We start from the raw sequence: 25430 nt of genomic DNA, 5'->3' as shown, positions 1-25430 counted from the left end.
CCGAGACGCTCGACCAGCCTGGACCCCGGGCCGACCCCGCAAGGAGCGCCATGAGCACAGTTGCACTGATCACCGGAGCGGCCAGCGGCATCGGAGCCGCCGTGGCACGCCGGCTCTCGGCCGGCGGGGTCAAATGCGTGCTCGTCGACCGCGACGGCGAGGGCGTGGAACGGCTGGGCAAGGAGGTCGACGGCGCGTGGCTGGCCGCCGACGTCAGCGAGGAGCAGGCCTCGCTCGACGCCGTCGCGCTGGCCGAGCAGCGGTACGGCCGGCTCGACCTGGTCCACCTCAACGCCGGAGTCAGCGGGCGGGTGGACCTGGCCGACTTCGACGTCGAGCGCTACCGCCAGGTGGTCGGCGTGAACGTGGACGGCGTCGTCTTCGGTGTCCGGGCCAGCGTCCCGCTCCTCGCCCGTTCCGGCGGCGGCGCCATCGTGGCCACCTCGTCGCTGGCCGGGCTCGTGGCCTTCTCCGGCGACCCCGTCTACACGATGACCAAGCACGCCGTCGTCGGCCTGGTCAGGGCGCTGGCCGAGCCGCTGGCCGCCCAGAACATCCGCATCGGCGCCGTGTGCCCCGGCTTCACCGACACACCACTGGTCGCGGAGTCGCGCGAGGTGTTCGTCAACGCGGGCTTCCCGCTGCTCACCGCCGGCGACGTGGCCGCCGCCGTGGAGTCCGCCTTCTACGCGGAAACCCCGGGCACCCTCCTCATCGTCCAGCCTGGTAGGCAGCCGGTGCCGTACCGTTATGCCGGGGTCCCCGGCCCCGCGGGCGGCCAGCGGCCACCACGTGTGGATTGAGGTACGCGATCTACAAGTGGGACACATAGTGTCATTAAGGCTGGCCTACGCCCAGCCTTTCTGTATGTTCGTCCTCTTGTGGACTCGTGAGGAATGAGGAGCGTTCAGTGATCCCGACCGATGGCCGTCATGCGCGCCGACGATCGCCCTGGCCCATAGCCCTTGGAGCCGGCATCCTCGCGGTCGTCCTCGTGGCGGGCATCATGGTCTACGCCTCGCTCAGGTCGCAGGGGCGCAGCGACTTCAACGGTCAGGTCGCCACGAGGGTGCCCACGGAGCCGGCCCCCCGGCTGGAGGAGCCGCCCGCGCTGCCCAACTGGCCGCGCTGGGGCGTCACGCACACGCAGTTCAGCGCAGACAACGAGCCAGAACACGTCCTCGAGCAGGCCAGGGGCGTGCTCGGCCGGGTGCCCATGGTGCAGAACCAGCACATCATGGGCTGGGGCGTCGGCAACCCCGAGCCGAGCCCGGGACAGTTCAACTTCGGCGACCTCGACCGGCGGCTGACCTTCATGTCGTCGTCGCGAGGGCTGCCGGTGATCACGTTGTGCTGCGCGCCCGACTGGATGAAGGGTGGCAAGGCCGGGCGTACGGACTGGAGCAAGAACCACACCGTCGCCCCCGAACCCGAGCATTTCGACGACTTCGCCAAGCTCGCCGTCAGGGTCGCCAAGCAGTATCCGACCGTCAAGCACTACATGGTCTGGAACGAGTTCAAGGGCTTCTGGGATCCGGCCACCAACAAGTGGGACGCCAAGGGATACACCGAGCTGTACAACAAGGTCTACACGGCCTTGAAGAAGGTGAACAGCGACATCAAGATCGGCGGACCGTACATCCCGATCGAGAGCAACGCGAGGAGCCAGGAGCCCTCCGAGCTCAGCGGCTCCTGGGGGTCCGTCGACCAGCGCGCGCTCGACGCGGTCCAGCACTGGATCGACCACAAGCAGGGCGCCGACTTCATCGTGGTCGACGGCGCGTCGATGACCAACGACAAGGGCAACGTCCCCGACGACTTCGCCGCCCAGGCCAAGTTCGGCGCCATCACCTCGTGGCTGCGGCAGAAGAGCGGCGACCTGCCGGTGTGGTGGGCGGAGTGGTACGTCGAGCCGGAGAACTCCGGATGGACGGAGGAGCAGCGCACCGCGGTGCAGGCGACGGCGCTGATGGAGTTCGCCACCAGCGGCGTCACCACGGCGCTCTACTGGAACCCGCAGATGAAGGACGAAGGCGAGTGCCCCGGCTGCCTGTGGGCGCCGAAGGTGGGCGGCGAGATGCCGATGGCCGGCCTGCTGAGCGGGTTCGCCAAGTGGTTCCCCGCCGGGGTCGAGGTCTCCAAGGTCAGGACCTCCGACCAGCGGATCAGAGCCATCGCCCAGCAGCGCCAGAGCGTCATGGTGAACACGTCCGGCGAGGACGTCACCGCGACCGTCGACGGCAGGCAGGTCACCCTGCGGCCGTACGAGATCAGGTGGTCCGGCAGAGGCATGTGAGCATGCCTGCCGGGTTCCTCATCGGCGACCGGGAAGGCGACGGCTCGCTCCGATCGGGCGGGCCGGCCTGGTCCCGTACGTCAGGTAACGCAGCAGCCACTCCACCGGCCCGTACCCATGCCCGCCGAGCCACCACCGGCTGTAGACGACCTGGGCGGCGAAGACGCCCGCGGCGATCAGCAGCTCCATCGGCGGGCTGACCCGGTCCACGAGCGCCAGCCCGTACCCCGTGAAGATCAGCGCGCAGATCAGCGACTGCGCCAGGTAGTTGGACAGCGCCATCCGGCCGGGCGCGGCCAGGGCTCGCCCGATGCGCGGCACGCGCGGCAGCAGCCGCAGGAACGTCGCCGCGTACGCGGCCGCCAGCAGCGGCGCCGTCGCCAGGTCCACCGCCTCGCCCCAGAACTTGTGCACCACGCCGGTCCAGGCGGCCAGCGCGGCGAAGGACGCCCCCGCCAGACCGGCCGTGAAGCCCGTCCACTGCAGCCTGCGCAGCGTTGTCGCGTGCGCGGACAGGTCGCGCAGGGCGCCTGACTTGCCGGCCGCCAGCCCGAGCAGGCACGCGGCCAGCACCGCCGGCCCCTGGAACAGGACGCGCAGCACGGTGATCAGCGACAGCTTCCTCAGGTGCTCCGACACGATCTGCCAGAAACCCCCGCCCAGCGCCGCGTCCGACCTGGCGGCCTCGGCCGCGCCGTCCGTCATCGTGCCCGACAGATCCAGCCCCAGCGTGGCCAGCACGGCCGCCAGCACGAAGCCGAGCGCCAGCACCGCCGTCAGCGCGACGGCCAGCAGCACGGCAGTCCTGGGCCTGATCCGGTGGAGGAACAGCAGGGCCAGGCCCACCACGGCGTACGTCGTCAGGATGTCCCCGGGGAACAGCAGCACGGCGTGCGCCAGCCCGATCAGGAGCAGCCCGGCCAGCCGCCGCAGGAACATCGGCCGGAACGCGCGCCCCTGCCGCGCCGCCGAGTCGAGCTGGAGCGTGAAGCTGTAGCCGAACAGGAACGAGAACAGCAGGTAGAACTTGTTCTCCACGAACATCGTCACGAACCATCGCACGGCCCAGTCGGACGGCGAGCCGAAGGCGGGCTCCGCCATCCCGGCCATCCGGTATCCGGAGGCCAGGAAGGCGATGTTGACGACGAGGATGCCCAGGAGCGAGAAGCCCCGCAACGCGTCGACGGAGACGATCCGTGCGGCAGCGGTACGTGCGTCCGGTTCTACGGGAAGTGCCCTCTGTGCCCTCATTGAGGGCATCATCCCGTAGAACCTGAGAGTTTCCTGGGAATTCAGTTATTTTGTGCGATGTAAATGAACCGTTCGATGATGACCGCGATGGCCACCACGAACGCCGGGACCGCCAGGAACAACAGGCGTTTGCGCGTCTTGCGCGCCCGGTTGGGACCGTTCAGGCGGATGATCTCGTAGCCGAGCAGCGCCACCCACGTCACGATCAGAGCCCCGATGCCGACCGGCGTCCACGGCGAGGTGGGGTCGCCGCGGCTCTTGTAGGAGTTCGGTTCGGGGATCTCCGTCCCCCTGACGAACTTCTTCCAGGTGTAGAGCGCCGCGTCCTCGTTGGAGAACACCCGTTTCAGGCTGGGCGAGGTGTCCAGCGCCGCACGGAACTTGGCCCCCCAGTCCGCCGGATAACCCTCGTTCAGCTGCAGGTAGCTCACCTGGCCGGTGCTCACCATCAGGTACGAGTTACGCGGCTGCTCCTGCAACGCCTTGACCGCGTCGGCGATCTTCGTCGGATCCTTGTGCACGAGCGCCTGCACGTTGAAGCTGACCCGCTCGACGTCGCGCTCGCCCCACGGCAGGGTCGGCGTGACCTCCGGCCCCAGCTTGGGCACCAGATAGAGCACCCGCGCGCTGGGCTTGTCGTGGTCGTAGACGTAGTGCAGGGCCGCCACCTCGCCGGTGGTGACCCGCTCGAACTTCTCGTTGCCGTACCTCGCCAGCAGGAACGCCATCGCGAACAACACCGCGAAGCACGCCGCGAGCACGACCGAGATCTTCCTGGTCAGCTCGGGGTTGAAGCGCACGTTCCGCTTGCGCAGCGGCACGGTCTCCTCGCGCACGTCGGCGCTGTCGGCCGGCAGGTTGGGGAAGAACGCGTACGCGGCCAGCAGGCACGCGCCGGGCAGCGCGAACATGTAGATGCGCAGCCCGATCTCGCCGCCGTAGCTCTGCAGCCCCAGCGCCAGCACGGGAACGCAGAGCAGGATCAGCGCCGACCTGTCGAACACCCCCCGCCGCAGCCGCCGGAACAACCCGGCCGCCGCCAGCCCGAGGATCACCACCAGGATGCCGAGCCGGGCCTGCAACACCATCGCGTGGGCGGGGTCGGTGCCCTCGATCCGGTCGCCGGTGTTGCTGCGCAGGTTGGACAGGACGTTGCCCAGGCCACCGAAGATCGTGTCGATCTGGCTCGCCCAGAAGCCCACCGTCATGTAGCTGATCCAGGCCGCCACCACGAGCCCGAGGAAGAACGGCAGCCCCCACGTCAGCGAGGTCCGCTTCACCAGCAGGAACGCCGTCAGCACGCCGAGCATCATGAACGGGGTGATCTGGTGCGAGGCCACCGACGCGATGAACAGCGCCAGCAACATCATCAGCATGAGCAGCTTGTCGGCCCGGTAGGTGCCGGTGTTGGCCAGCTCGCCCGGCGTCATCGCGTCCAGCCTGCCGAGCAGCCTGCGCAGGCCCTTCGGGGCGATCGGCCTGGTCCGCGGCTCGACCCGCCCGAACCATCGCAGCAGGATCGCCACGTACGCCAGATACAGGGCGAACGTGAAGCCCTGGGGCGAGAAGTAGTCCTGCCCGATCCACTGCACCAGCACGAACAGCAGCGCCGCGAACCACCGCGCCCGCGTGGTCGCCACCACCTGGCGCAGGATCAGCACGAACGGCAGCAGGTAGAGCAGGTTCGACAGGAGCGGCGTCCACTGCAGGATCGTCGTCATGTCGCTGATGCCGGCGGCCTTCGTCACGAACGCGAACAACGCGAAGAAGCCCGGCCAGCCCATGCGGGCGTCGATGCCGATCGCCGTCTCGCCCGTCCTGCTGATGAACTCCACGAAACCGGCATGGATGTACGCCGTCGGGAAACGCGGCTCGCTCGCCACGAGCGACCCCACGCCGTGCAGGGCGAACGCGATCGCGGCGATCTGGAACAGCAGCAGGAACTTGCGGTCGGTGCTCTGGGCGACCGTGACGAAGAACGACACGAGCATGATCAGGATCGCCAGGAACGCGGTGACCGGGAGCGCCGAGATCAGCCCGAGACCGTCGATGTCAGCCGGGTCCACACCCCGCAGCGGCCCCGGGGACACCTTGACGGCGAGCACGAACATGAGCAGGCCCTCGAGGACCAGCACCACGGGCAACCACCGGGGCGCGCTGGCGATCAGCGCGCTGACCCGGGCTTTCAGCGACTGCGGTCGCGCCGGCGCCCGCTGCGCGACCGGCCCTCCGGCCGGACCCTGCGGCAGCGCCTCCTGCACCACACCCACGCGCCCGTACGGCGGCCCCCCGACGTGCGCCCTGCCGGCGGGTCCTCCACCGGCGGGTCCTCCGACATGAGGACTCCCCGTCGCGGGCGGCGCTGCGGTGTTCGGGTTCCCCGCGCCGGGGCTCCCCGTTGCGGGCGGCGCTCCGGTGTTCGGGTTCCCGCCGTGTGGGGTTGCCGCTGCGGGTGGCGTTCCGAGGTTCACATTTCCGGCGTGAAGGCTTCCCGCGGCCGGGGTCGTGGCCGGCGGCGCTGCGGTGTTCGGGTTCCCCGCGCCGGGGCTCCCCGCTGTGGGTGGCGTTCCGGTGTTCGGGTTCCCGGTGTGAGGGCTGTCTGTGGCGGGCGGCGCTGCGCCACCCGGGTTTCCGCCGCGAGCTCCCGGCTCGGCCTTCCCGGCCGGTTGCGGAGGCACACCCGCCTGCCCGCCTCCCGCCTGTTTCGTCCCGCCGGCAGCCTGCGGCTTACCGGCACCTGGTGACGTACCGGTGCCCGGTGCGGCTGCGGGCGGCTGGGTGCCGCTGGAAGGCTTCTCCTCGGACGGTCCTGGGCCGGTGGCGGCCTTCGTTCCACCGGAGGGTCGGGAACCGCCCGACGACTGCGATCCGCCGGACGGCTGCGAACCGGAGGGTTGCGACTTGCCGGACGGTTGGGAGCCGCCGGGTGGCTGGGCGTCGGCGGCGGGTGGCGGGCGGAGCCCGGGGCTGGTCGGGGCGGTCTCCGGTGAGGAGCCCGCGTCGCCCTTCCCTGGCGGAGGTGTCACCGGGAGGCGGATGGCCGTGGTGCGCTCGGAGCCGGGCTCGGCGGCGCTCTCCGCGGCTTCCGCCTCGGTCTCCTCAGACGTGCCGGAGCCCTCACCAGGGGGCTCGAACGTCAGCTTCGGGATGATCCCGGTAGCTTCCGGATCGAAGGGCACGTCTGAGTCCTCCTTGTCCCCGCGCGCATCCTGGGAGCCCGTGGTCCCCGGTGTCACGCCATTGCTGTCCCGTTGCCTCGCGTTGACCATCATGCGGTCCCGGACGACCCCTGAGTGACAGCCGGTCGACCTGTATCGCCGAATCCGAGAATCTTACGCAGATTTCCGAAGATCAACAGCGCAACGAGGAGCTCGCTGGCCAGCAGACCGTATCCCACCGCGTTCACTCCGGCGAAGGGGAACAGCACGAGCGTGGACACCAGCACCAGGACGGCCAGCCCGATCTGGACGACGGCCAGCGTGCGCGCCCTGCTCTGGGCGCGCAGCGCGCTCAGATAGACCTCGATCAGCACCCGGGGCAGTACGGCGAGCGCCATGAGCCGCAGCAGCGTCGTGCCCTCCTCGGCGAAGGCGGGCCCGAAGATGGTCAGGATGAGCGGCGCCCCGGCGATCGCCACCGCGATGATCGGAACGACGATCATGAAGGCGCGCCGCAACGCCCGCCGGCAGTTCTCGGCCAGCTGGGACCGGTCGAACGCGCCCTCGACGGTCAGCGACACCGCCATGTTCATGGCCAGCAGCTCGATCATGCTGGCCAGGGTGTGCGCCATCGAGAAACGCCCGAACGTGGCCTCGCCCACCTGGGTGGCGATCACCACGGGCACCAGGTAGACGATGGCCAGGATGGACAGCGTCCCGGGGAAGTCACCCGCCAGGAACCTTCCAATTTCGCGCAGACGAGGAGGCTGCAGCTCCGCGCCGGCCTGCCTGGTGTGCCGCGGCACCACGACGCCGAAGATCAGGAAGTTGATCGGGATCAGTGCGAGGGCGGTCGGGACGACCCAGGAGACGAAGATGCCGCCGGAGGGCAGCGCGCCGGCGAGGGCGACCAGCAGCCCCATCTTGACCAGGCCGAAGACCAGGTTGTTCAGCGGTACGAACGGGGCTCTGCGCAGGCCGGTCAGCACGACGTCCTGGAGGGTGAACACCGCCCACACCACCACGGACGCCAGGAAGAACAGCCCCGGCCCGAACCCGGCCAGCACCGAATAGGTCTCGCCCCACAGGGGGAGCGTCAGCAGGAAGCCGACAGCGGCGACCCCGCCCGTGGCGGCGGCCAGGCCGTACCCGCGCAGGATGAGCTCGGGCGTGCGGCGGCCGGCCACCGGCAGGTAGCGGGCGAGCGCTCCGACGAACCCGAGCGCGACCAGCGACGCGAACAACCGCATCGCCGTGATCACCGCCTGGCCGCGGCCGAACTCGTCGGGGGTGTAGTAGTGGGCGGCCAGCAGCCAGTAGCCCATGCCGAGCACGCCGGTGATGACGGTGTTCGCCATGAGCGCGTAACCCTGCCGGAACAGCGGGTTGCGCAGGTCGACGAGGATCCGTCCCCAGACCCTAGACATTGCCGCGCACCCGTTGCAGCCCGTACCTCGTCCTGCGCACGACGGCGTAGCCCTTGGTGAGGATGCGCTCGCGCATGTAGATGAGAGGTACGGCGGTGCCTTCGACGGCGCGCTTGAACATGTTGATGGTCGTGCCCTTGCCGACCGTCAACCGGGGGATGGCCAGCATGTCGTGCCGGTCCGCGGCGATCGTGTTGCTGACGGCGCAGGCGGCGAAGTAGCCGGCCTTGCGCACCTCGCGGCGTACGCGGGCGCTGGAGTAGCCGTAGGGGTAGGCCATGGTGGCGACCGGCGCGCCGATCTTCTCCTCCAGCAGGCCCTTGTTCCTGCGCAGCTCCTGCCGGAGGTCCTCGGTGCGGAGCTGGTCGAGCTGGGGGTGGCTGTGGCTGTGGCCGCCGATCTCGATGCCGGTCTGCGCGGCCTCGCGGGCCTGGCCCCAGGACAACATGTCGTCCAGCGGCCTGCCCGCCGCGTCGTCGCCCGCGTCGGACACCCAGCCGCTGGTCAGGAAGACCGTGGCGGGGAAGTTGTAGCGTTCGAGCAGTGGAAGCGCGTGGCTGTGGAAGTCGGCGTAGCCGTCGTCGAAGGTCACGACGACCGGCTTGTCGGGCATCGAGCGGCCGTTGTTCTTGTTGAGCGAGGCCACCAGGTCGCCCAGCGTGAGCGGGGTGAAGCCGCTCTCCGACAGGTAGGCCAGCTGCTCGGCCAGGTCGGAGGGCCGCACCGCGTGCGGCCTGGTGTCGTCGTTGGGGCTGTCGGTGACCGAGTGGTACATCAGGATCGGGACGCGGATCATGAGCGTGCCACCTTCAGCCGTGCCGTGCCCACCACGTATCCCCAGGTCGTCCAGGCCAGCCCGATCACGATCGCGGCGGCCCGGCCGAGCCCGCCCAGGTCGCCCCGCAGGGCCTCGCCCACGCCGCGCAGCGCGCCGAGCGGCAGCGTCTTGATCGCGTGCGCCCGCTCGCTGGCGAGCCCGTCCTGGGTGCCGACCTCCTGCGTCACCAGGGCCTTCGACAGGCCCTCCGCGTAGCACCTGGACCGGAAGTAGGCGAAGCCCTCGCGCTGCTTCGACACCTTGTGCCCGATCACCGCGCGCGGCTCGAACAGCATGACGGAGCCGGGCTTGCGCTGGGTGAGCCGGATGCAGAACTCGGTCTCCTCGCAGCCCAGCGGCCGCGACTTGCGCCCCTGGACGCTGCGCCCGATGCCGCTGTGGAAGCCGCCCACCTCGGACACGACGTCGCGCAGGAAGGCGGCGTTGCCGCCCATCACGTTGCGGATCGGCGCCCTGACCGCGGGCATGCCGCGGTAGGTGCAGCCGACCGTCCAGTCGAACTCGTACGGGAACCACCGCGGCCGCCTGCCGGACGCCCACAGGGGGTCGGTGCGACCGCCCACGCCCACCACGCCGGGTTCCTGGAAGCCCTCCTCCAAAGCCTCCAGCCACCCGGTGTCGGCGACGGCGTCGTCGTCGAGGAACGCGACGATCTCACCGTTGGCCGTGGCCGCCCCGGTGTTCTTGCCTCCGGACAACCCCTGCTCGTGCGTGTTCTCCACCACGATGGCCTGTGGATATTCGCGCTTGAGCTTGAGGTGCAGGTCGGGGTTGTGGTCGACCACCAGGATCAGCTCGTGGGCCGGGCGGGTCTGGTTCTCGACCGACTCGACTGCCTGCCTGATGTCCTCCCACCGCTCCTCGGTGTAGACGCAGATGACAACAGACGTGTTCACAACGGTCCTTTTTATGCGACGCCTCGGTCAGCGGCAGGAGTGGCGGTGGGCTCAGGCTGGGGCGGAGAGGGCTGGCGGCGCCACTCCTTCAGGATGGTCTTGAGCACACGGAAGCCATCTCGTACGACGTGCAGGTTGCTCTCGCCGTGGATGCGGTTACGCTCGTGACTCGGCACCTCGTGCACCTTCAGCCCGGCCTTGGCCGCGCGCACGTTCATCAGCGTCTCCACCTCGAAGCCGTCGCAGTCGAGGTCGAGCACGTCGAGGTGGCGCGCCCAGAAGGCGTTGTAGCCGTAGCACAGGTCGGTGTACTGGGTGCGGTACATCACGTTGACGATGCCGGTGAGCACCTTGTTGCCCAGACGGCGGTTGAGCGTCAGGTCGTCGCTGCCGCCGCCGGCGGCGTAGCGCGAGCCCTTGACGAAGTCGGCGCCGGTCACCAGCGCGCCCACGAAGTTGATGATCTCGCGGCCGTCGGTCGAGCCGTCGGCGTCGATCATCACGATGATGTCGCAGGTGCACGCCGCGAAGCCGGCGGCCAGGGCGTCGCCCTTGCCCTTGCCCGTCTGGGTCACGACCTTCACGTTGGGCCGCAGCCGCCTGGCCACGGCGACCGTGTCGTCGACGGAGTTGCCGTCGACCAGCACGATCTCGTCGACCCACTGCGGGATGGTGGCGAAGACGTGCGGCAGGTTCTCGGCCTCGTTCATCGCCGGCACGACCACGCTGACCGTCGGTGAGATGGCCAGGTGCGGCGTCACGGGCGTGAAGCTCGACGGTGGCGGCATCGACCGCAGGGGTCCGGCCTGGAGCTTGCCGTTGTGCTTGGTTATCTCGGGACTCATGGCGAGGGAATTCCTTCCGGGACCCCGTCGTGCGAACCGGACGAGGCCATCCCCGGGTGCTGCGGGAATGACGAAACCGGTGGGCGGTGCATTGGGGGTCCTGTGTGGAGAGTGAGGGTGTTAGGTGCTGGTGCCGGGGGTGGGAGCGGTCAGCTCGCTCCCGATGCTTCCTTGACTACATTGGGTGACTCCTGCTGTTGCACTGAGGTGCGCACCCGACCAAAGCCCTTGAGGACACGGTCGGCCGCCTTATAAAGAGACGGTCGGTCCATGACAATTGTTCGGGCCTTGTTGAAAGGAGTTCGGCCGATCCAGTGCACCGCCGCGGTCGCGGACGGTCTCGAGATGCGGCCTTCTGCGACGTACAGGACCCCGCTCTTGAGCCAGTCTTTGTACTCCTTGCCGCCCTTGCCCATGTCGACCATGTGCAGCCCGTCGTTCGCGGCGGCCTCGGCCATCTGGAGATGATGGACGATGCCCGGCGAATAACGGGCGAACTCTGTGTCGTAGGCGGGGAACCACCCTACAAGCGTGGTGGCCGTACGGAGGCCGAAATGTCCAGCCACCGGAGTGTCGCCCGCATAAAGCATGGTGAGCACGCCTCCGAAATCAGATGACTTTTCGGCATGCATCATTTCCGTCAGCTCGACGATCCACGGCTGGGCGAACCTGTCGACCCGGCCGGTCCTGCGGTATTGGTCCGACTTCCAGGCCAGCAGGGTGCGCAGCACCTCGGGGTCGGGCGAGGCCCACGCGAAGCGCAGCTCTCCCTGGTCTCTGCCGAGCTTGCGCTCCTTGTAGCGGACGGTCTTGAGGTTCTTCGGCGAGTTGGCCTTGACCTGGTCGATCCAGGCCTCGAACCCCGAGGTGAAGTCCATGACCGGGGCCGGGCGGACATCCTGCTCGTAGGGGGCGAAGGTGGGCTGCCCTGCCACCAGATGGTCGAAGTCGAACACGCTGAGCTTGCAGGCCCGCATCAGCGCCTTGGCGTCGAGCTCCAGGTCCGGCGTGGCGATCAGGCCGTGGCAGGTGGTCAGGAAGCCGCCGAGCGGCTTGCCGATGCCGAAGCTGTGCCGTTCGTACGGGAAGAAGCCGGCGATGCCGCCGCCGTCGGAGATGACCGCCACCCTCACGTAGTCGCGCAAACGGTCCATCGCGACGGCGAACTCGACGGAAAGGAACGGGTTGTCCAGACCCGGGTCCGCCTTCTGCAGCTCCCGCCACCGGGCGCGTTCGGAGTCTCCGAGGTCTCCCGGCCGAACTACCTGGATGTTCACCTTGCCCTGGCCCCCTGTTCGGTCTGCATGCTCTTCCCCCGGTACAACACGCGAAGCACGTACATGAACCCTCCGAGCACGGCGACGGTCGCCACACCGGCCCTCGGCGACCACGCGTTGAACAGCAGCATGGCCTGCGCGAGAAGCACGTTCAGTACGAGACTTGCGGCAGCCCCTACTGATAGTGCGGCAAGGGGATCACGATCACGCAACAGTCCCACCACTGCGGCCCCAGGAACGAACAGCAGGAACAGGGAGATCAAGAACGGGCGCAGCGGTGTCTCGATGTCGAACAGCGCGACTGTCGCCCCCGCTATGCAGGCGAACGCCAGCACCCACGCCAGCGCTCTGCGGTGCTTGAGCATCTCCTGGATTTCTCCTGATCTTCCTGGTCGGGGCGTGTTTGATCGCAGTTCATGGGACCAATCAGCGCCTGGGCACGTCAATGCCGACGCTTGGTGACGCTGACCGGTTCACCCTCGGGCTGAGATTTCTCATGTGAACTTCAACACATGGTCAAGCGCTCTTCGGCCCCGGAGTGGTCCCCAAGCACACCAGAATGCCCTATGAGGCAGGGGATCTTCGAGCCAGGGCCCGAATTATGCCCAATTGTCGACTAAGCACCGATCTACCAGCGCTTGGTGCGACGATGACCCGTTCACTCGTCCATGGTGTCCACGGAGGAGCTCTCCGCACCGGCGGTGGGCGTCTCCGGTGGCTCGGTGATCTCCGTGGGCACGTCGCCGTCCGGCGCGTCGGAGGCGGGCGGCCGCTGGTCGGCCACCCAGGACAACGAGCAGGATCTGGTGCCGCCGTTCGAGGTGAAGGCGACGCGGCCACGGCCGGACACGGTCGGATCGACGGCCGTCACCACCACCCGCACGGAGCCGCCCGCCTTGATGGACCCGCTCGCCGGGTGCACGTCCAGGCCCTGCGAGGCGGTGGCCACCCAGGAGACCGGGGCGTTGCGGGCGCTGAGCCCGATCCTGGCCAGGCCGTCCATCCCCTCCGGGCACGACGCGACGAGCCGCGGGCCGGGCGCGGGCCTGCGCCGGGAGGCCGTGGGAGCGGGGGCGGGCCTGGTGCGGGGCCGCGTGGCGACCGGCCGCCCGCTCGGCGCGCGCCTGTCCGGCCGGGTCGCGCCCGGGGTCGGCGTCCGGGTCGGCGTCGGCGTCGGCGAGAGCGCCGGCTCGTCCTCCTCCAGAACGGGAACGGGCTCGGGATCGGGGCTCAGCGCCACGGAGAGCGCGGGGGACGGTGCCGGCGGCAGCGCGGCGCCGCTGGAGACGTCCCGCCCGTTGATCACGACCACGGCGCCCGTCGCGGCCAGCAGACAGGCCCCGGCCAGCGCGACCGGCGCCAGCCGGCGCGGCCTGCGCCGGCGCGAGCGGCCCTCGGCGGCCACGGGGAACCCCGTCCGGTCGAAGCTGTCGCCGCGGTCGGTGATCAACGTACGGGTCTGGTCGCGCTCCGGGTTGACGCACGTGTCGACCACCCGGCGGCGCAGCGAGAGCGGCGCGAAGACGACCGGCACCATGTCCAGCAGCCGAAGGGCCGAGATCTGCCGGTGCCGGCCCTCGGTGCACACCTCGCACCCGCCGATGTGCCCCGACAGCCGCCGGCGCAGCAGCGGGGTGAGCGGCCCCTCCCACGAGTCCACCATCGCCGACAGGTCAGGACAGTGCGCCCGCCCGGTCCTGGCCAGCACCACGGCGGCGGCGGCGTTCTCCAGGTGGTCGCGGGCGCGGCCCAGCCTGGCGGTCACCTGCCGCGAGGTCAGCCCGAGCACCGCGCCCACCTCGGCCGGGGTCAGCCCGTGGCGCAGCGACAGCACCAGGACCTCGCGCTCGTTCCTGCTCAGCTCGCCCAGCGTCTCGTGGACCAGGTCGGCCAGTTCGGGGTCGTCGTGGTCGCCGGGCTCCGGCAGCGGCAGGCCCTCCACGGGGGTGCCGCTCCGGTGCGACATCCTGGCCTGCGCCTGGAACCGGGCCAGCGCGTACAGCCAGGCCCGCAGCCTGGCGGGCTCCTTCAGCCGGTCCGCGCATCCTTGCGCGGTGACGAGCGCGTCGTGCACGGCGTCCCCGGCGACCTCCCGCTCCTCGATGAGCGAGCAGGCGTAGTCGTGCAGCCGCTCGCCGTAGGAGTCGTACAGCCTGGCGGGGGCGTCGGTGTCCGCGCGCCGCAGAGCCTCGACGAGCTCCTGATCGTCGGTACGGTCGACGCTCGGCCATCCAGGCACGGATTCCCTCCCCGCGGGTGGTACGGGCTACTCAGCCCCACGCGGAGAGGACGCCGCCCCCTTTGAGCCGGTTCGCCCACCATGCCGAACGGTTATGAGGGTGGGCGGGTTCAGCCGTCGCAGTTGGGGGAGCAGAGGCGGCGCTCCATGCCCTGCAGGAAGAAGTCGCGGACCTGCAGGATGTCCTTGGCGATGTACGCCTCGCCGCCCGTGGCCTTGGCCAGCGCGTCCATCTGCCGCTTGCCCTTCTCGGCCTCCGGGCCGAACGCGATGAGCAGGATGCTGATGGGCCGCTTCGGGTTGTAGGTCTTCTTCAGGTACCGCAGGATCTCGGCGTTCTTGACGCCACCGTCGGGATCGTCGTTGCCGGCGCCGTCCGTGAGGATCAGCAGCGTGTTGATCTTGTCTTGCCGGAACGTCTTGGTCAACTCGGCGTAGGCGGCCCTGATCGTGTCGTTCAGCCCGGTGTCGCCCGTGGGCTTCGCCTGGATCTGGGAGAACGTCGTGGCCAGCGCCTCCTTGCGCAGCGCCCCGTCGATCGACTCGGAGAGCGGCCCGACGGAGACCAGTTCCTTCCAGTCCTTGTCCCGCCCGTCCAGATGCGTGGAGAACGTCCACAGACCCACCTCGGAGTCGGCGGGGAAGAGCGCGAGCCCCTCGGTCGCGATCTTGTTGATGGCCTGCATGCGGGTCATGTCCGTGCCGGGCACGGGCAGCGCCATCGTTCCCGAGACGTCGAGCAGGGTGAGCAGCCGGGAGCCGAGGTTCAGCCTGGACCAGGTCTGCACCATCCTGGCCACCGTCGCGGTGTCGGGCGGTTCCAGCGCGGTCGGCGGGTCGGCGGTGAAGCCCTTCTCCTCCGACAGCGCGTCGCCCGCCTTGCCGTCGGTGCCGCGGAACCCGGCGGCGCGCAGGATCTTCCCGGCCGACTCCGTCGTCAGGTTCTGCTTGAAGTCCGCCGCCGCCTTCAGCACCGCCGGGTCCTTGGTCAGGATCGTGACGGGGTAGTCGAGGCTGAGCGTGCCTTCCTTCGGATAGAGCGCCACCACCGGCGCCTCCGGCTTCTTCGCGTTGTGGGCGTGGATGGCCTGCTCGGAGGTCACCCCGACGGGCACCCTGCTGGACTTCACCGTGAGGCTGGCCAGCAGCGCCGTCGGGTCGGGCGCGAGCTGGCCGGACAGCTCCTTCAGCGCGCCCACGAGCGCCTTGTCCTGCTTGGCCTCCCTGGCCGTGCCGGCGGCGGCCAGCAGCGCGGCCAGCCCGGCGGAGTTCTTCTGGGGGTCGAGGGCCAGCACGCGTACCTTCTTGCCGGGCCCGTCCACGTTCGCGACGTTCGCCGCCGCGATCATCGCGCTCCAGCTCGGCTGCAGGGTGCCGGTGAGCTTCTGCGCGGCCGACTCGGCCGCCGCCAGCACCACGGGAGAGGTCGCGATCGACCCCTCGACCTGCGGCAGCGCCTTGCCTGCCGAGGTCTGGCGCATGCTCTCCATCAGCAGGCTGGAGTCGGCCACCCAGAAGTCGGCCGGCATCTTGCCCGCGGCCAGCGCGTTCGCGGTCTTCGCCGCCGCCTGCTTGGCCACCGTCACCTCGACGCACTTGCTGTCGATCGAGTGCATGGCCTTGTTGTAGTTGCCGGCGATCTTGTTGAGCGCGGGGTGGATGTCGGGGGTCGCGACGACGCGCAGCGGCAGCTTGCCGCTGGAGCAGTCGTGGTTCCTGTTGAAGATGACGAACGCGGCGACGCCGAGGAGCACGGCCATCGCGACGGCGCCCGCCAGCGGCACCAGCACCCTGCCGCGACCGTTGCCGGATCGTTTGCGCGGGGGTGGAGGTTCGCTGGCCCGGTATCCGCCGTCGAGATCGTCTGTGCGGTGTCGCCCCACGATGCCCTCTTAGGTGTGTAGGAACCTTCCGGAGACCCTAGCGGGAGAAGCTCCGCAATACTCCGGGAACGATACTCGGTGCGGTCAGTGTGGTTAAACAGCCCTTTTGGTGCGTTGATTACGGTGTGTTGCCTTCAATGGCAGCATGCGTGACCGCGCCAGGCGCGCCTTCCCTCGCGTACGGCGACCACCGCCAGGGCGACCGCGACGGCCGGGTCGACCCACCACCAGCCGATCGTGTTGAGCCACAATCCGGCGAGCACGCCCGCCGCCATGGCGGCACAGATGAGGTTCTGCGTGCCCTCGCCCGCCGTCGACGGCGACGCCAGCCGCGCGCCGAGCCGCCGCTTGGCGATGCCCAGCAGCGGCATGCTGACGAGGCTGACCGCCGTCACCACGATCCCCAGCACGCTCGGCACCGCCCGGTGCCCCGCGCCCAGGTCGTACGCCACGTGGATGACCAGATAGGGCGCGAGCAGCCAGAAGCTCACCGCCACCGCCCGCCTGGCGGTGGTCTCCGCGCTCGGCGACAGCGTGCGGGCGCCGGTGAACCGCCACACCACGATCATGCTGGCCGCCGCCTCGACCACGGCGCACAGGCCCCATCCGATCAGCGCGACGGAGTGTGCCACGAGGCCCGCCGCCAGGCCGAGCGTGCTTTCCACGCCCAGCCAGACGAGCGTAGCCACCGAGAGTGAGCGAGCCGCGCGAGCGGCGCGCAACCAGTCTGCTGACGCGGCCGGATGCTCACGAATCCGCTGGTCAGGCACCATGAACCCCCGAACTCCCGGCTTCCGGCCGTCGACAGCGCTACGTACCGTACCCACTACTCTCTGTAACTCTAGAGTGCGGGAGCAAAGGATGTTCAAGGTTCGGCGCATAATGGACGAAGATCGTCAGATGGGGGGAGACGATTGCCGTTCACGCCCAGTCACATCGCCGCGGTGGTGCCGCTGCTGGCATCTTCCCGGGTGCGCAGGTTCGCCGACCCGTGGGCGCTGGCGCTGGGGGCCATGGCGCCCGACCTGCCGCTGTTCCTGCCGTTCCTGCCCGACTACACCGACTGGCACTCCTGGCCGGGTGTGGTCACTCTCGACCTCGCCGCGGTGCTCGTGCTGCTGCCGCTCTTCCACGTCGTGTTCAGGGACCCGCTGGTCGCCCTCCTGCCCGCCGCGCTCGCCGGCCGCGCCGCGCTGCTGGCTCCCGAACGGCTCAGGCTCCTGCCGATCTCCGCGGGCGCGGTGATCGGCGCCGCCTCTCACGTGCTCTGGGACTCCTTCACCCACTCCACCGGGGTCGTGGAATGGGGCGGCCGGCTCGGAGACCCCCTTTTCGGCGAGATCCCGCTCTTCCGCCTCCTGCAGTACGCCTCCTCCGCGATCGGGCTGGCCGTCGTCGTGTGGTGGGGCCGGCGCGGACTGGCCAGGATGCCCGCCGAACTGGTGCCCGGCCGCCTGCGGATCTCGCCACGCGCACGGTGGTCGGTCCTGGCCGCGTGCGCGGCGGGCACGGTGGCGGGCGCCCTCCTGTGGCCGCTCGTGGACGAGCCGAGCCCGGAACTGGGCGTCCCCAGCGTGCTCACCAAGACGGGCGCGGGCACCCTGATCGGACTGTGCCTCGTCCTCACCTGCTACGCGGTGGTCTGGCAGGTCAGGCGGCGCATGGCAGTATCGGAAGGTGCTTGAGTACGTCACCGACCCCGACGACCCGCGCCTGAGCGACTACACCCGGCTCAGGGACGTGGAGCTGCGCAAGAGCCTGGAGGCCGAGCGCGGGCTGTTCCTCGCCGAAGGCGAGAAGGTCATCAGGCGCGCCATCGGCGCCGGCTACCCGATCCGCTCGGTCCTGACCACCCGCCGCTGGCTGGCGCCGCTGCAGGACGTGCTCGGCGACGCCACCGTCTACGTGGTGAGCGACGAGATCATGTCCGGCATCGCCGGCTTCCAGGTCCATCGCGGGGCGCTGGCCTCGATGGAACGCCTGCCCCTGCCCGGCGTCGAAACCCTGCTCAAGCGGGGCGGGCGGCGCCTGCTCGTGCTGGAGGACCTGGTCGACCACTCCAACGTCGGGGCGATCTTCAGGTCCGCGGCGGCGCTCGGCGTGGACGGCGTCATCCTCTCGCCCCGGTGCGCGGATCCGCTCTACCGCAGGGCGGTCAAGGTGTCGATGGGTGCGGTGTTCTCGATCCCGTACGCGCGGATGGACGACTGGTTCGAAGGGCTCGCGCACCTGCGGGAGGCGGGCTGCCGGACCCTGGCCCTGACCCCGGACCAGACCGCCGTCCCCATAGACGAGGTCAGGGCCGCGGGCCGGGTGGCACTGCTGCTGGGAGCCGAGGGCGACGGGCTCTCGTCCCACTGGCTGGAGGAGGCCGACCAGGCCGTGTGCATCCCCATGAGCGCCGAGGCCATGGCCGCCGGGGTCGACTCCCTCAACGTCGTGGCCGCCGCGGCCATCGCCTGTCACGGGCTGATGCGCTCGTCCCCCTGACGTCTCATCCCGGGTGGCTCGGCCGGGACGCGTTTAGGACGCGCACACGGGGCACGGCGAAACCGTCGTGAGGAGACGGAGATGCACCCTGTACAGAAGGCCACCTCGCTGGGCATGGGCGTGCTCAGCGGCGCGCTGGCGACCCTGTTGTTCCGCCGGATGTGGAAGCTGGCCGCGGGCGAGGACGACTCGCCCGACGCCGAGGACCTCGAGCGCGACCTGACGGAGATCCTGGTCGCCGCGGCCTTGCAAGGGGCGCTGTTCGGCCTCATCAAGGCCATGGTGCACCGGGCGAGCGCGAAGACGTTCCGGCGCAGGTCGATCCAGGGCCGGGCGAAGGTCTGACGAACGCTCCATGACCGGTCCCCGGCGGGGCGGACTCTCGTACGATGAGGGCGTGCTTCGTTCCGTGTGGAACGAGCCCCCTCCCCCCAGCCCGCCCGCGCGGGGCCGGCGGGACTGGGCGCTCGTAGGGGTGCTCTTGTCGCTCGCCCTGCTCGAAGGAGCCGTGCGGCCGGACATGCCGTGGCGGGCCGTCTCGGTGATCGTCACCGTCGTGCTGGTGCCCACGCTGCTCTGGCGCAGGACGCGGCCGCTGCTGATGGTCGTGATCGCCTTCACCACCTCGAGCGTGGTCCCGCTGTTCATGGACGGCGGTCGCCCCGACGCGTACACGATGGTGTTCGTGCTGATCCTGGTCTATTCGTTGTTCCGCTGGGGGTCCGGCCGCGAGGTCGTGATCGGGCTGGCGGTCATGCTCCCCGGCGTGCGCTTCTCCCTGGCCGGCGCGCCGCTCGCCCCCGCCGACGCCGTCGGCGCGTTCGCGGTCCTCTTCTCGGCCATGGCGCTCGGCGGGGCGCTGCGTTACCGGGCGCGGGCGCGGATGCGCGAGCTCGACCAGGTCAAGCTGCTCGAACGCGAACAACTGGCCCGCGACCTGCACGACATCGTCGCCCACCACGTCTCGGCCATGGCGATCCGCGCCCAGGCGGGCCTGGCGACGGCGGTGAACCGGCCGGAGGCCGCCACCGACGCGCTGCGCGTGATCGAGGCCGAGGCGACGCGCGCCCTCGCCGAGATGCGCGCCATGGTGCGCGTCCTGCGCAGGAACGAGCCGGCGGAGCTGGCGCCCAGCCGGCACATCTCCGACCTGCGGCAACTCGCCGGCAAGGGCCGCGTCGGCCCGTCCGTGAACGTGCGGCTCGCCGGAGATCTCGACGGCCTCTCCCCGTCGGTCGGGGCCGCGATCTACCGCATCGCCCAGGAATCGATCACCAACGCGCGGCGGCACGCCCGCCACGCCACCCGCATCGACGTCCTGGTGGCCGCCGACGACACGTCGGTGCGCTTACGGGTGAGCGACGACGGCGACACCGCCTCGCCGCGCCAGGCGGACTCGCCCGGCTACGGGCTGCTCGGCATGATCGAGCGCGCCGACCTGCTCGGCGGCACCTGCGAGGCCGGCCCGGGCCCCGAACGCGGCTGGACCGTGACCGCCGTCCTGCCCAGGGCAGGGGCGGCGACGTGAGCATCCGGGTGATCGTCGCAGACGACCAGGAGATCGCGCGCACCGGGCTCAGGATGATCCTGGACGCCCAGCCGGACATCGAGGTCGTCGGCGAGGCCGGCGACGGGCGGCGGGCCGTCGAGCTCGCGCGCCGGTTACGTCCAGACGTGTGCCTGTTCGACATCCGCATGCCCCACCTCGACGGCATCGAGGCCACCCGCTCCGTCGCGGGGCCGGCCGTGGACGCCCCGCTGGCCGTGGTCGTCATCACCACGTTCGACCTCGACGAGTACGTCTACGCCGCGCTCAGGGCCGGCGCCCGCGGATTCCTGCTCAAGGACGCCGGCCCCGACCTGCTCGGCCAGGCCGTACGCGCCGCCGCGGGCGGCGACGCCCTCATCGCCCCGAGCGTCACCGCCCGGCTGCTCGCCGCCTTCGCCGACTCGGGACGCGGCACCCCGCCGGCGCAGCCCGTCGAGGCGCTGACGGACCGCGAGGAGCAGATCCTGCTCACCGTGGCGCGCGGCCGGACGAACAGCGAGATCGCCGCCGAGCTGCACATCTCGCTCAGCACCGTGAAGAGCCACATCGCGAGCCTGATGACCAAGCTCGGCGTGCGCAACCGCGTCGAGATCGCCATGTGGGCCTACGAGACCCGCCGCGTCAGGCCCTGACCGGGCGGCCCGCCCGCCGCCTCCTGACGATCCACTCGGCCACGGCGAGGTTGATCACCCAGCCGGCGCCCACGAGCAGCGCCCTGCCGGTCCCATCAGGGGGAGCGGGCACGAAGAGGAACCAGAGCGCCTGCGTCACCGCCTGCGACCCCGCGGCCAGGCCGAGCGCGTACGCGCGCATCATCCAGGCGCGGTGGCGGGCGATGTCCCGGCGCAGGACCGCGGCGACGCCGAGCACGAGGGATCCGGCCATGACCGTGCCGAACACGAGCCGGAAGGCGGCGAGGAGGCCACCGTCCCCGGGCGGCAGGGCGGAGAACAGCGTCAGCCACAGGCCCGTCAGCGCCGCCACGAGCCCCAGCGGGACCAGGATCCTGCCGAGCACGCGATGCCGCCGCGGCCGCCACCGCCCGCCGAACTGGAAGGCGCCCAGCAGGTTGTACAGGCAGGCGGCGACGATGTGCAGGGCCACGGGGAGCGGCGCGGCGAAGAACCGCGCGTTGTCCGGCGTGACCTCGGCGCCGCCGGTCAGCTCGGTCAGGCGGATCGCCCCCGCGAGAAGGGGGACGAAGCCGAGCGCGATCAGCCCGGTGCGCGCGAGCCAGGTCGCCCTGCCCGCCCCGAGGCGCGTGATCGTCGTGCTCTCGTGGGTCATGCCCCGATCGTGGCCGCGCGAGCGGTCGCGGTCATCGCCTTTCAGGACCGGTTCCGGGCGTCCGAACGGCTGACGGGAAGGTCGTACTTTCGGCTGTTACGCCCTCGTGCAGGGCTGTTCACACTGACGTTCGTGGTGGTACGCGACCGGCGTCACCAACGGCACGAGGAGCATCCCATGAAGGCGTTCGTTCTGCGCTCGTACGGCTCACCCGACGTCCTGGAGCTCAAGGAGCTCGGCAAGCCGGAGCCCGGTGACGACGAGGTGCTGGTCCGGGTGCGGGCCACCTCCGTCCAGCCCTACGACTGGCATCTGATGAGAGGCGAGCCGATCGTCGCCCGCCTGATCGGCGAGCTCGGCCTGCGCAGACCGAAGATCGGCATCCTGGGCGCCGACGTGGCCGGCGAGGTGGCGGCGGTGGGCAAGAACGTGACGGAGTTCAGCCCGGGCGACGAGGTGTACGGGATGCCCCTGCAGGGCGGCTTCGCCGAGTACGCCTGCGTACCCGAGCGCATGCTGGCGCCCAAGCCCAGGAACCTGTCGTACGAGGAGGCCGCGGCGGTGCCCCTGGCGGCCGGCACCGCCCTGCTGGCCGTGCGCGACCACGGGCAGGTGCAGCCAGGGCACAAGGTGCTCGTCAACGGGGCCTCGGGCGGCGTGGGCACGTTCGCCGTGCAGCTCGCCCGCGCGTACGGCGCCGAGGTCACCGGCGTCTGCAGCTCGCGCAACGTGGACATGGTGCGGTCGATCGGCGCGGACAAGGTCATCGACTACACCCGGCAGGACTTCACGCGGAACGGGCAGCGCTACGACGTGCTGATTGACATCGCCGGAAGCCGCCCGGGATCGGCCTGCCGGCGGGTGCTGACCGGCAGGGGAGCGCTCGTCGCCGTCGGCGGGCAGGCCGGCCGGTGGTTGCAGCCCGCCGGGCACGTCTTCTCGGTGCTGGCCGCGGGGCCGTTCGTGTCCCAGCGGGTGTCGTCCGCGGACGTGGTGAACTGCGAGGACACCAAGCGGAACCTGCTGGCGCTGACCGAGCTCCTCGAGGGCGGCGAGGTCTCGCCCGTCATCGACCGGAGCTTCCCGTTCGAGCGCATCCCGGAGGCCGTCGCGTACCAGGAGGCCGGGCACGCTCCCGGAAAGGTCGTCATCACGGTCGGCGACTAGGAGTCCGGGGCCGTGGGACCGTGTCGTCGTCCCCGGGCCGTGCGCCGGGCGCCGTTCGGCCTTCCCGCCGTGCACCTCTCAGGGCTGCTCTTCGTTGAGCCGGTCAGTGTGCCGGTAAGGGCGCAGGTCAGGGTGCCGGTCAAGGTGACTGCCGGGGTCGGCGACGACCGGACGGCTCACGATGGCGCTGTCGAGGCCCGTCTCCCTGATGTGGCGTTCGAGCGCGGGAGCCTGCCACGCGGTCGTGATGAGCGTGAGCTCCCAGCTGATCTCGTCGTGGCGGGCGGTCGGGCGTGGCGTCTCGGCTATGTCGATCGACGTGGCCAGTCCCGCGCGGAGGATGCCGTTGGCCAGCACGGCCGCCCTTTCGTGGCCCTCGATCGTCGCGCGGACCTCGATGAATTCCGCCATGGTCATCCTTTTCGAGGGGGTGAAGGCCAACCCTACTGTCCTCAGGTGCGAGAGAGATGTGCCCCAGATTGCTTCTAGCATTACTAGAAGTCTGGTCATTGCTAAGCTACGGTGACTGGAGTACCTGTCAAGGACCGAAGCTTGGAATGCATGCCATGGTTGCCACCGCGTACGTGATCGCCGCGCTCATCGGCGCCGGACTGATCGTGATCAGCCTGCGCTTCCTCCTTGTGCCCGAGTCCGCCGCCGCGGGTTTCGGGGTGCCCGGTACGGCCGCCGGCGCCTACTTCTCCGTCAAGGCCGTGCGCGACCTCGCCACCGCACTGCTGATCTTCGTCCTGCTCGCCCTCGGCGAACCGCGCACCCTGGGCTGGGCCTTCCTGGCCATGGCGGTCATCCCGCTGGGCGACGCGATCATCGTGGCCCGCCGCGGCGGCCACCCGGCGCTGGCGTACGGCATGCACGGCGGCACCGCCGCGGTCACCGTCGCTGCGGCGCTGTTGCTGCTCCTGAGTTGAGCGCGCCGTCAGCCCCGGGCGCACCATGGCCACTCCGACCCGCCGGGAGCGACGCCGAGGGCCGGTCCGTCAGCCGAGGGCGATCCGGTCGCCCGCGTAGTCGAGGAGCCGTTCGGCCGTGGTGAAGCGGCGCTCCGCCGAGCTGTCGTTCAGCAGCACGCCCACGACCTGCTCGCCACCGCGTACGCCCGCGAACAGCAGGCAGTATCCCGCGGCCCTCGTGTAGCCGGTCTTCACGCCCAGCACCCCGTCCGCGCGCGTGAGCAGCTTGTTGGTGTTGTGCCAGGTGTGCGCCCGGTGCACCTTCGTCTTCGCCACCCTGTGGACCGTGCGCCTGACCACGGTCGTGAACGTGTCGTCGTCCAGCGCCCACTGGGCCAGCCTCGCCTGGTCGGCGGCCGTCGAGTAGCCGCCGTTGCCCGGGGTGGGCATGCCGTCGGCGTTGGTGTAGCGGGTGTCGTCCAGGCCGAGCGAGCGGGCGGTGCGGTTCATCTTGGCGACGAAGGCGGTCTTGCCCGGGCCGTAGCGCCGCGCCAGCGCGTTGGCCGCGTCGGCGCCCGAGGGCAGCATGAGGGCGTACAGCAGGTCCCTGACCGTGAAGCGCTCGCCCTTGCGCAGGCCCGCCGTCGCGGCGCCGTTGCGTGCGGCGTACGCCACGTCGGTCGCGGAGATCCTGACCGTGTCGCTCAGGCTGGCCTCGCGCAGCACGACGTACGCGGTCATGATCTTGACGAGGCTGGCGACCGGCATCCGGCGCGTCTCGCGCTTGTCGAGGTGGATCGTCCCGGCCGAGTCGATGACGTACGCCGCCTTGGCCGCCACGGCGGGCTCGTCCGCCGCCACGGCAGGGGTGGCGACCCCGACCAGCACAGTGACCACGACAGAACCCATGAAACCGGCGATACGCATGGCAATCATGGTGTCAGGAGATCAAGGGTTCGTTTGCCTGACACGGCCATAGGTATGGATCTGGCACGGGTAAATGGTTGATAGATCCGACATGACGGGGGCGGCGGCCATGGCAGGCAGGTTCATCATCAGCAAGGACGAACAGGGCGGTTACCGCTTCGCGCTCGTGGCGAACAACGGGCAGACGCTCGCGGTCGGCGCGGGATTCCCGACCAAGGTGGCCTGCGTGAACGGCATCGAGACCGTACGCAGGAACGCCCCCGAAGCCGTCATCGACGACCGGAGCGGGCAGGAGACCTAGGAGACCAGGGCCTCGTCCTCGGAGGCCCGGCGGCGCCGCCGGCGGCGGATTACGAGCGCGGCCACGGCGGCGACGGCCACCACGGCCACGGCGGCCGCGGCGAAGGGCGAGGCGGCGGCCAGTTGCAGCCACCCCCACACGATCGCCGTGCCGCCGAACCACCACAGCGGTGCCCAGGTCAGGCAGCCCAGCGCGCTGGCGACGACGTACCAGGGGTAGGACACGCGCAGCGCCCCCGCCACCCACGGCAACGTGTGGCGCAACATGGGCACCCAGAAACAGCCGTAGACGGCCAGCGCGCCCCACTTCTCGACGACCTGCTCGATCTTCGTGATGCGCTCGCGGCCCAACTTGACGCCGACGCGGGACTCGTAGAGCTTCTCGCCGAGCTTGCGGCCTACCCAGTAGTAGACCTGGAACGCTCCGAACAGGGCGAGCATCAGGATGGCGCCGACGAGCCAGTAGGGGAGGCCGAGCCAGAACGGCTCGGCGAAGCCGTCGGAGACGGGGGCGATCGCACGTACCATCCGCAGCCACCCCTCCCAATGCCTTAGGTCAGCCTTACCTTAATCAAAGTCCCGCTTGCCTGCCACAGCGGCTGCAAGTCTCCCGCAACGGGTGCAACCAGCCGACAAGCGGGACTCAACCGCCCTGCCTCACTCTATGGCGGAGGCGAAAGAGGTGTTGA

General features: G+C 70.3%; 25 protein-coding genes. 10 read left to right on the top strand and 15 right to left on the bottom strand.

Annotation, left to right across the window (positions count from 1 at the left end):
• The first annotated feature begins 50 nt into the window (after nucleotides 1-50).
• Both ACZ6SA_RS30635 and ACZ6SA_RS30630 read left to right on the top strand, forming a co-directional pair.
• Nucleotides 51-803 (top strand): SDR family oxidoreductase, encoded by a 753-nt coding sequence (locus tag ACZ6SA_RS30635; RefSeq protein ID WP_347647173.1) that lies wholly within the window; start codon nucleotides 51-53, stop codon nucleotides 801-803.
• A 107-nt stretch (nucleotides 804-910) separates the two neighbouring features.
• Nucleotides 911-2296, top strand: a complete 1386-nt coding sequence (locus ACZ6SA_RS30630; RefSeq protein WP_465832001.1) for a GH39 family glycosyl hydrolase — start codon at nucleotides 911-913, stop codon at nucleotides 2294-2296.
• An 18-nt stretch (nucleotides 2297-2314) separates the two neighbouring features.
• Here ACZ6SA_RS30630 and ACZ6SA_RS30625 read toward each other — a convergent pair whose 3' ends face one another.
• The 11 genes from ACZ6SA_RS30625 to ACZ6SA_RS30575 all read right to left on the bottom strand — a co-directional run bounded on the left by ACZ6SA_RS30625 (nucleotide 2315) and on the right by ACZ6SA_RS30575 (nucleotide 16799).
• A complete protein-coding gene (locus tag ACZ6SA_RS30625; RefSeq protein ID WP_465831999.1) occupies nucleotides 2315-3547 on the bottom strand; it encodes a DUF418 domain-containing protein in 1233 nt (410 codons plus the stop codon).
• A gap of 41 nt (nucleotides 3548-3588) precedes the next feature.
• Nucleotides 3589-5817, bottom strand: coding sequence for a hypothetical protein (locus tag ACZ6SA_RS30620; RefSeq protein WP_465831997.1), 2229 nt, complete (start codon nucleotides 5815-5817; stop codon nucleotides 3589-3591).
• A 998-nt stretch (nucleotides 5818-6815) separates the two neighbouring features.
• Nucleotides 6816-8132, bottom strand: a complete 1317-nt coding sequence (locus ACZ6SA_RS30615; RefSeq protein WP_443155206.1) for a lipopolysaccharide biosynthesis protein — start codon at nucleotides 8130-8132, stop codon at nucleotides 6816-6818.
• Complete coding sequence (locus ACZ6SA_RS30610; protein WP_347647178.1) at nucleotides 8125-8928, bottom strand: polysaccharide deacetylase family protein; 804 nt, start codon at nucleotides 8926-8928, stop codon at nucleotides 8125-8127. Before ACZ6SA_RS30610 ends, ACZ6SA_RS30615 begins: the two co-directional genes overlap by 8 nt.
• A complete protein-coding gene (locus ACZ6SA_RS30605; RefSeq protein ID WP_347647179.1) occupies nucleotides 8925-9866 on the bottom strand; it encodes a glycosyltransferase family 2 protein in 942 nt (313 codons plus the stop codon). Before ACZ6SA_RS30605 ends, ACZ6SA_RS30610 begins: the two co-directional genes overlap by 4 nt.
• 11 nt (nucleotides 9867-9877) lie before the next feature.
• A complete protein-coding gene (locus tag ACZ6SA_RS30600) occupies nucleotides 9878-10711 on the bottom strand; it encodes a glycosyltransferase family 2 protein (protein WP_347647180.1) in 834 nt (277 codons plus the stop codon).
• Nucleotides 10712-10860: 149 nt separating this feature from the next.
• A complete protein-coding gene (locus ACZ6SA_RS30595) occupies nucleotides 10861-11838 on the bottom strand; it encodes a GNAT family N-acetyltransferase (protein ID WP_465831993.1) in 978 nt (325 codons plus the stop codon).
• 146 nt (nucleotides 11839-11984) lie between these two features.
• Nucleotides 11985-12353 carry a hypothetical protein gene (locus ACZ6SA_RS30590; protein ID WP_347647182.1) on the bottom strand — a complete coding sequence of 123 codons (369 nt, stop codon included), beginning with the start codon at nucleotides 12351-12353 and terminating at the stop codon, nucleotides 11985-11987.
• A gap of 293 nt (nucleotides 12354-12646) precedes the next feature.
• Nucleotides 12647-14227, bottom strand: a complete 1581-nt coding sequence (locus tag ACZ6SA_RS30585) for an RNA polymerase sigma factor (RefSeq protein WP_465831991.1) — start codon at nucleotides 14225-14227, stop codon at nucleotides 12647-12649.
• Between the two features lie 110 nt (nucleotides 14228-14337).
• Nucleotides 14338-16110: a substrate-binding domain-containing protein gene (locus ACZ6SA_RS30580; RefSeq protein WP_443155210.1), complete on the bottom strand. Its 1773-nt coding sequence runs from the start codon at nucleotides 16108-16110 to the stop codon at nucleotides 14338-14340.
• 134 nt (nucleotides 16111-16244) lie between these two features.
• Complete coding sequence (locus ACZ6SA_RS30575) at nucleotides 16245-16799, bottom strand: cation diffusion facilitator family transporter (protein ID WP_347647185.1); 555 nt, start codon at nucleotides 16797-16799, stop codon at nucleotides 16245-16247.
• Nucleotides 16800-17024: 225 nt separating this feature from the next.
• On the opposite strand from ACZ6SA_RS30575, the gene ACZ6SA_RS30570 reads away from it, so the two are divergent.
• The 5 genes from ACZ6SA_RS30570 (at nucleotide 17025) to ACZ6SA_RS30550 (ending at nucleotide 20781) form a co-directional block, all read left to right on the top strand.
• A complete protein-coding gene (locus ACZ6SA_RS30570) occupies nucleotides 17025-17795 on the top strand; it encodes a DUF4184 family protein (protein ID WP_465831988.1) in 771 nt (256 codons plus the stop codon).
• On the top strand, nucleotides 17788-18600 hold the full coding sequence (locus ACZ6SA_RS30565) for a TrmH family RNA methyltransferase (RefSeq protein ID WP_347647187.1): 813 nt from the start codon (nucleotides 17788-17790) through the stop codon (nucleotides 18598-18600). Before ACZ6SA_RS30570 ends, ACZ6SA_RS30565 begins: the two co-directional genes overlap by 8 nt.
• Nucleotides 18601-18681: 81 nt before the next feature.
• Nucleotides 18682-18945, top strand: coding sequence for a DUF4235 domain-containing protein (locus ACZ6SA_RS30560; protein ID WP_347647188.1), 264 nt, complete (start codon nucleotides 18682-18684; stop codon nucleotides 18943-18945).
• 52 nt (nucleotides 18946-18997) lie between these two features.
• A complete protein-coding gene (locus ACZ6SA_RS30555; protein WP_465831985.1) occupies nucleotides 18998-20128 on the top strand; it encodes a sensor histidine kinase in 1131 nt (376 codons plus the stop codon).
• Entirely contained in the window at nucleotides 20125-20781 is a 657-nt protein-coding gene (locus ACZ6SA_RS30550) for a response regulator transcription factor (protein ID WP_347618790.1), read from the top strand. The genes ACZ6SA_RS30555 and ACZ6SA_RS30550 overlap by 4 nt, the downstream gene beginning before the upstream one ends.
• Here the strand turns inward: ACZ6SA_RS30550 and ACZ6SA_RS30545 are convergent.
• Nucleotides 20771-21436: a DUF2306 domain-containing protein gene (locus ACZ6SA_RS30545; protein ID WP_347647190.1), complete on the bottom strand. Its 666-nt coding sequence runs from the start codon at nucleotides 21434-21436 to the stop codon at nucleotides 20771-20773. The genes ACZ6SA_RS30550 and ACZ6SA_RS30545 overlap by 11 nt on opposite strands.
• 177 nt (nucleotides 21437-21613) lie before the next feature.
• On the opposite strand from ACZ6SA_RS30545, the gene ACZ6SA_RS30540 reads away from it, so the two are divergent.
• Nucleotides 21614-22603, top strand: coding sequence for an NAD(P)-dependent alcohol dehydrogenase (locus ACZ6SA_RS30540; protein ID WP_465831982.1), 990 nt, complete (start codon nucleotides 21614-21616; stop codon nucleotides 22601-22603).
• Between the two features lie 78 nt (nucleotides 22604-22681).
• Here the strand turns inward: ACZ6SA_RS30540 and ACZ6SA_RS30535 are convergent, their stop codons facing one another.
• Entirely contained in the window at nucleotides 22682-23014 is a 333-nt protein-coding gene (locus tag ACZ6SA_RS30535; protein ID WP_347647192.1) for a hypothetical protein, read from the bottom strand.
• 155 nt (nucleotides 23015-23169) lie between these two features.
• Between ACZ6SA_RS30535 and ACZ6SA_RS30530 the strand changes: the two genes are divergently transcribed.
• On the top strand, nucleotides 23170-23532 hold the full coding sequence (locus ACZ6SA_RS30530) for a DUF4267 domain-containing protein (protein ID WP_347647193.1): 363 nt from the start codon (nucleotides 23170-23172) through the stop codon (nucleotides 23530-23532).
• A 69-nt stretch (nucleotides 23533-23601) separates the two neighbouring features.
• On the opposite strand, the gene ACZ6SA_RS30525 is transcribed toward ACZ6SA_RS30530, so the two are convergent.
• Nucleotides 23602-24441 (bottom strand): D-alanyl-D-alanine carboxypeptidase family protein, encoded by an 840-nt coding sequence (locus tag ACZ6SA_RS30525; RefSeq protein ID WP_347647194.1) that lies wholly within the window; start codon nucleotides 24439-24441, stop codon nucleotides 23602-23604.
• A 73-nt stretch (nucleotides 24442-24514) separates the two neighbouring features.
• Here ACZ6SA_RS30525 and ACZ6SA_RS30520 point away from each other — a divergent pair, with 73 nt between their 5' ends.
• Complete coding sequence (locus ACZ6SA_RS30520) at nucleotides 24515-24742, top strand: YegP family protein (protein ID WP_347647195.1); 228 nt, start codon at nucleotides 24515-24517, stop codon at nucleotides 24740-24742.
• Here ACZ6SA_RS30520 and ACZ6SA_RS30515 read toward each other — a convergent pair.
• On the bottom strand, nucleotides 24739-25269 hold the full coding sequence (locus ACZ6SA_RS30515; RefSeq protein WP_465831978.1) for a DedA family protein: 531 nt from the start codon (nucleotides 25267-25269) through the stop codon (nucleotides 24739-24741). The genes ACZ6SA_RS30520 and ACZ6SA_RS30515 overlap by 4 nt on opposite strands.
• Between the last annotated feature and the right edge of the window lie 161 nt (nucleotides 25270-25430).

The organism is Nonomuraea sp. NPDC049378, assembly GCF_055586745.1.
The sequence above is the reverse complement of the archived record's forward strand: the minus strand, read 5'-3'. Positions and strand labels throughout refer to the sequence as shown.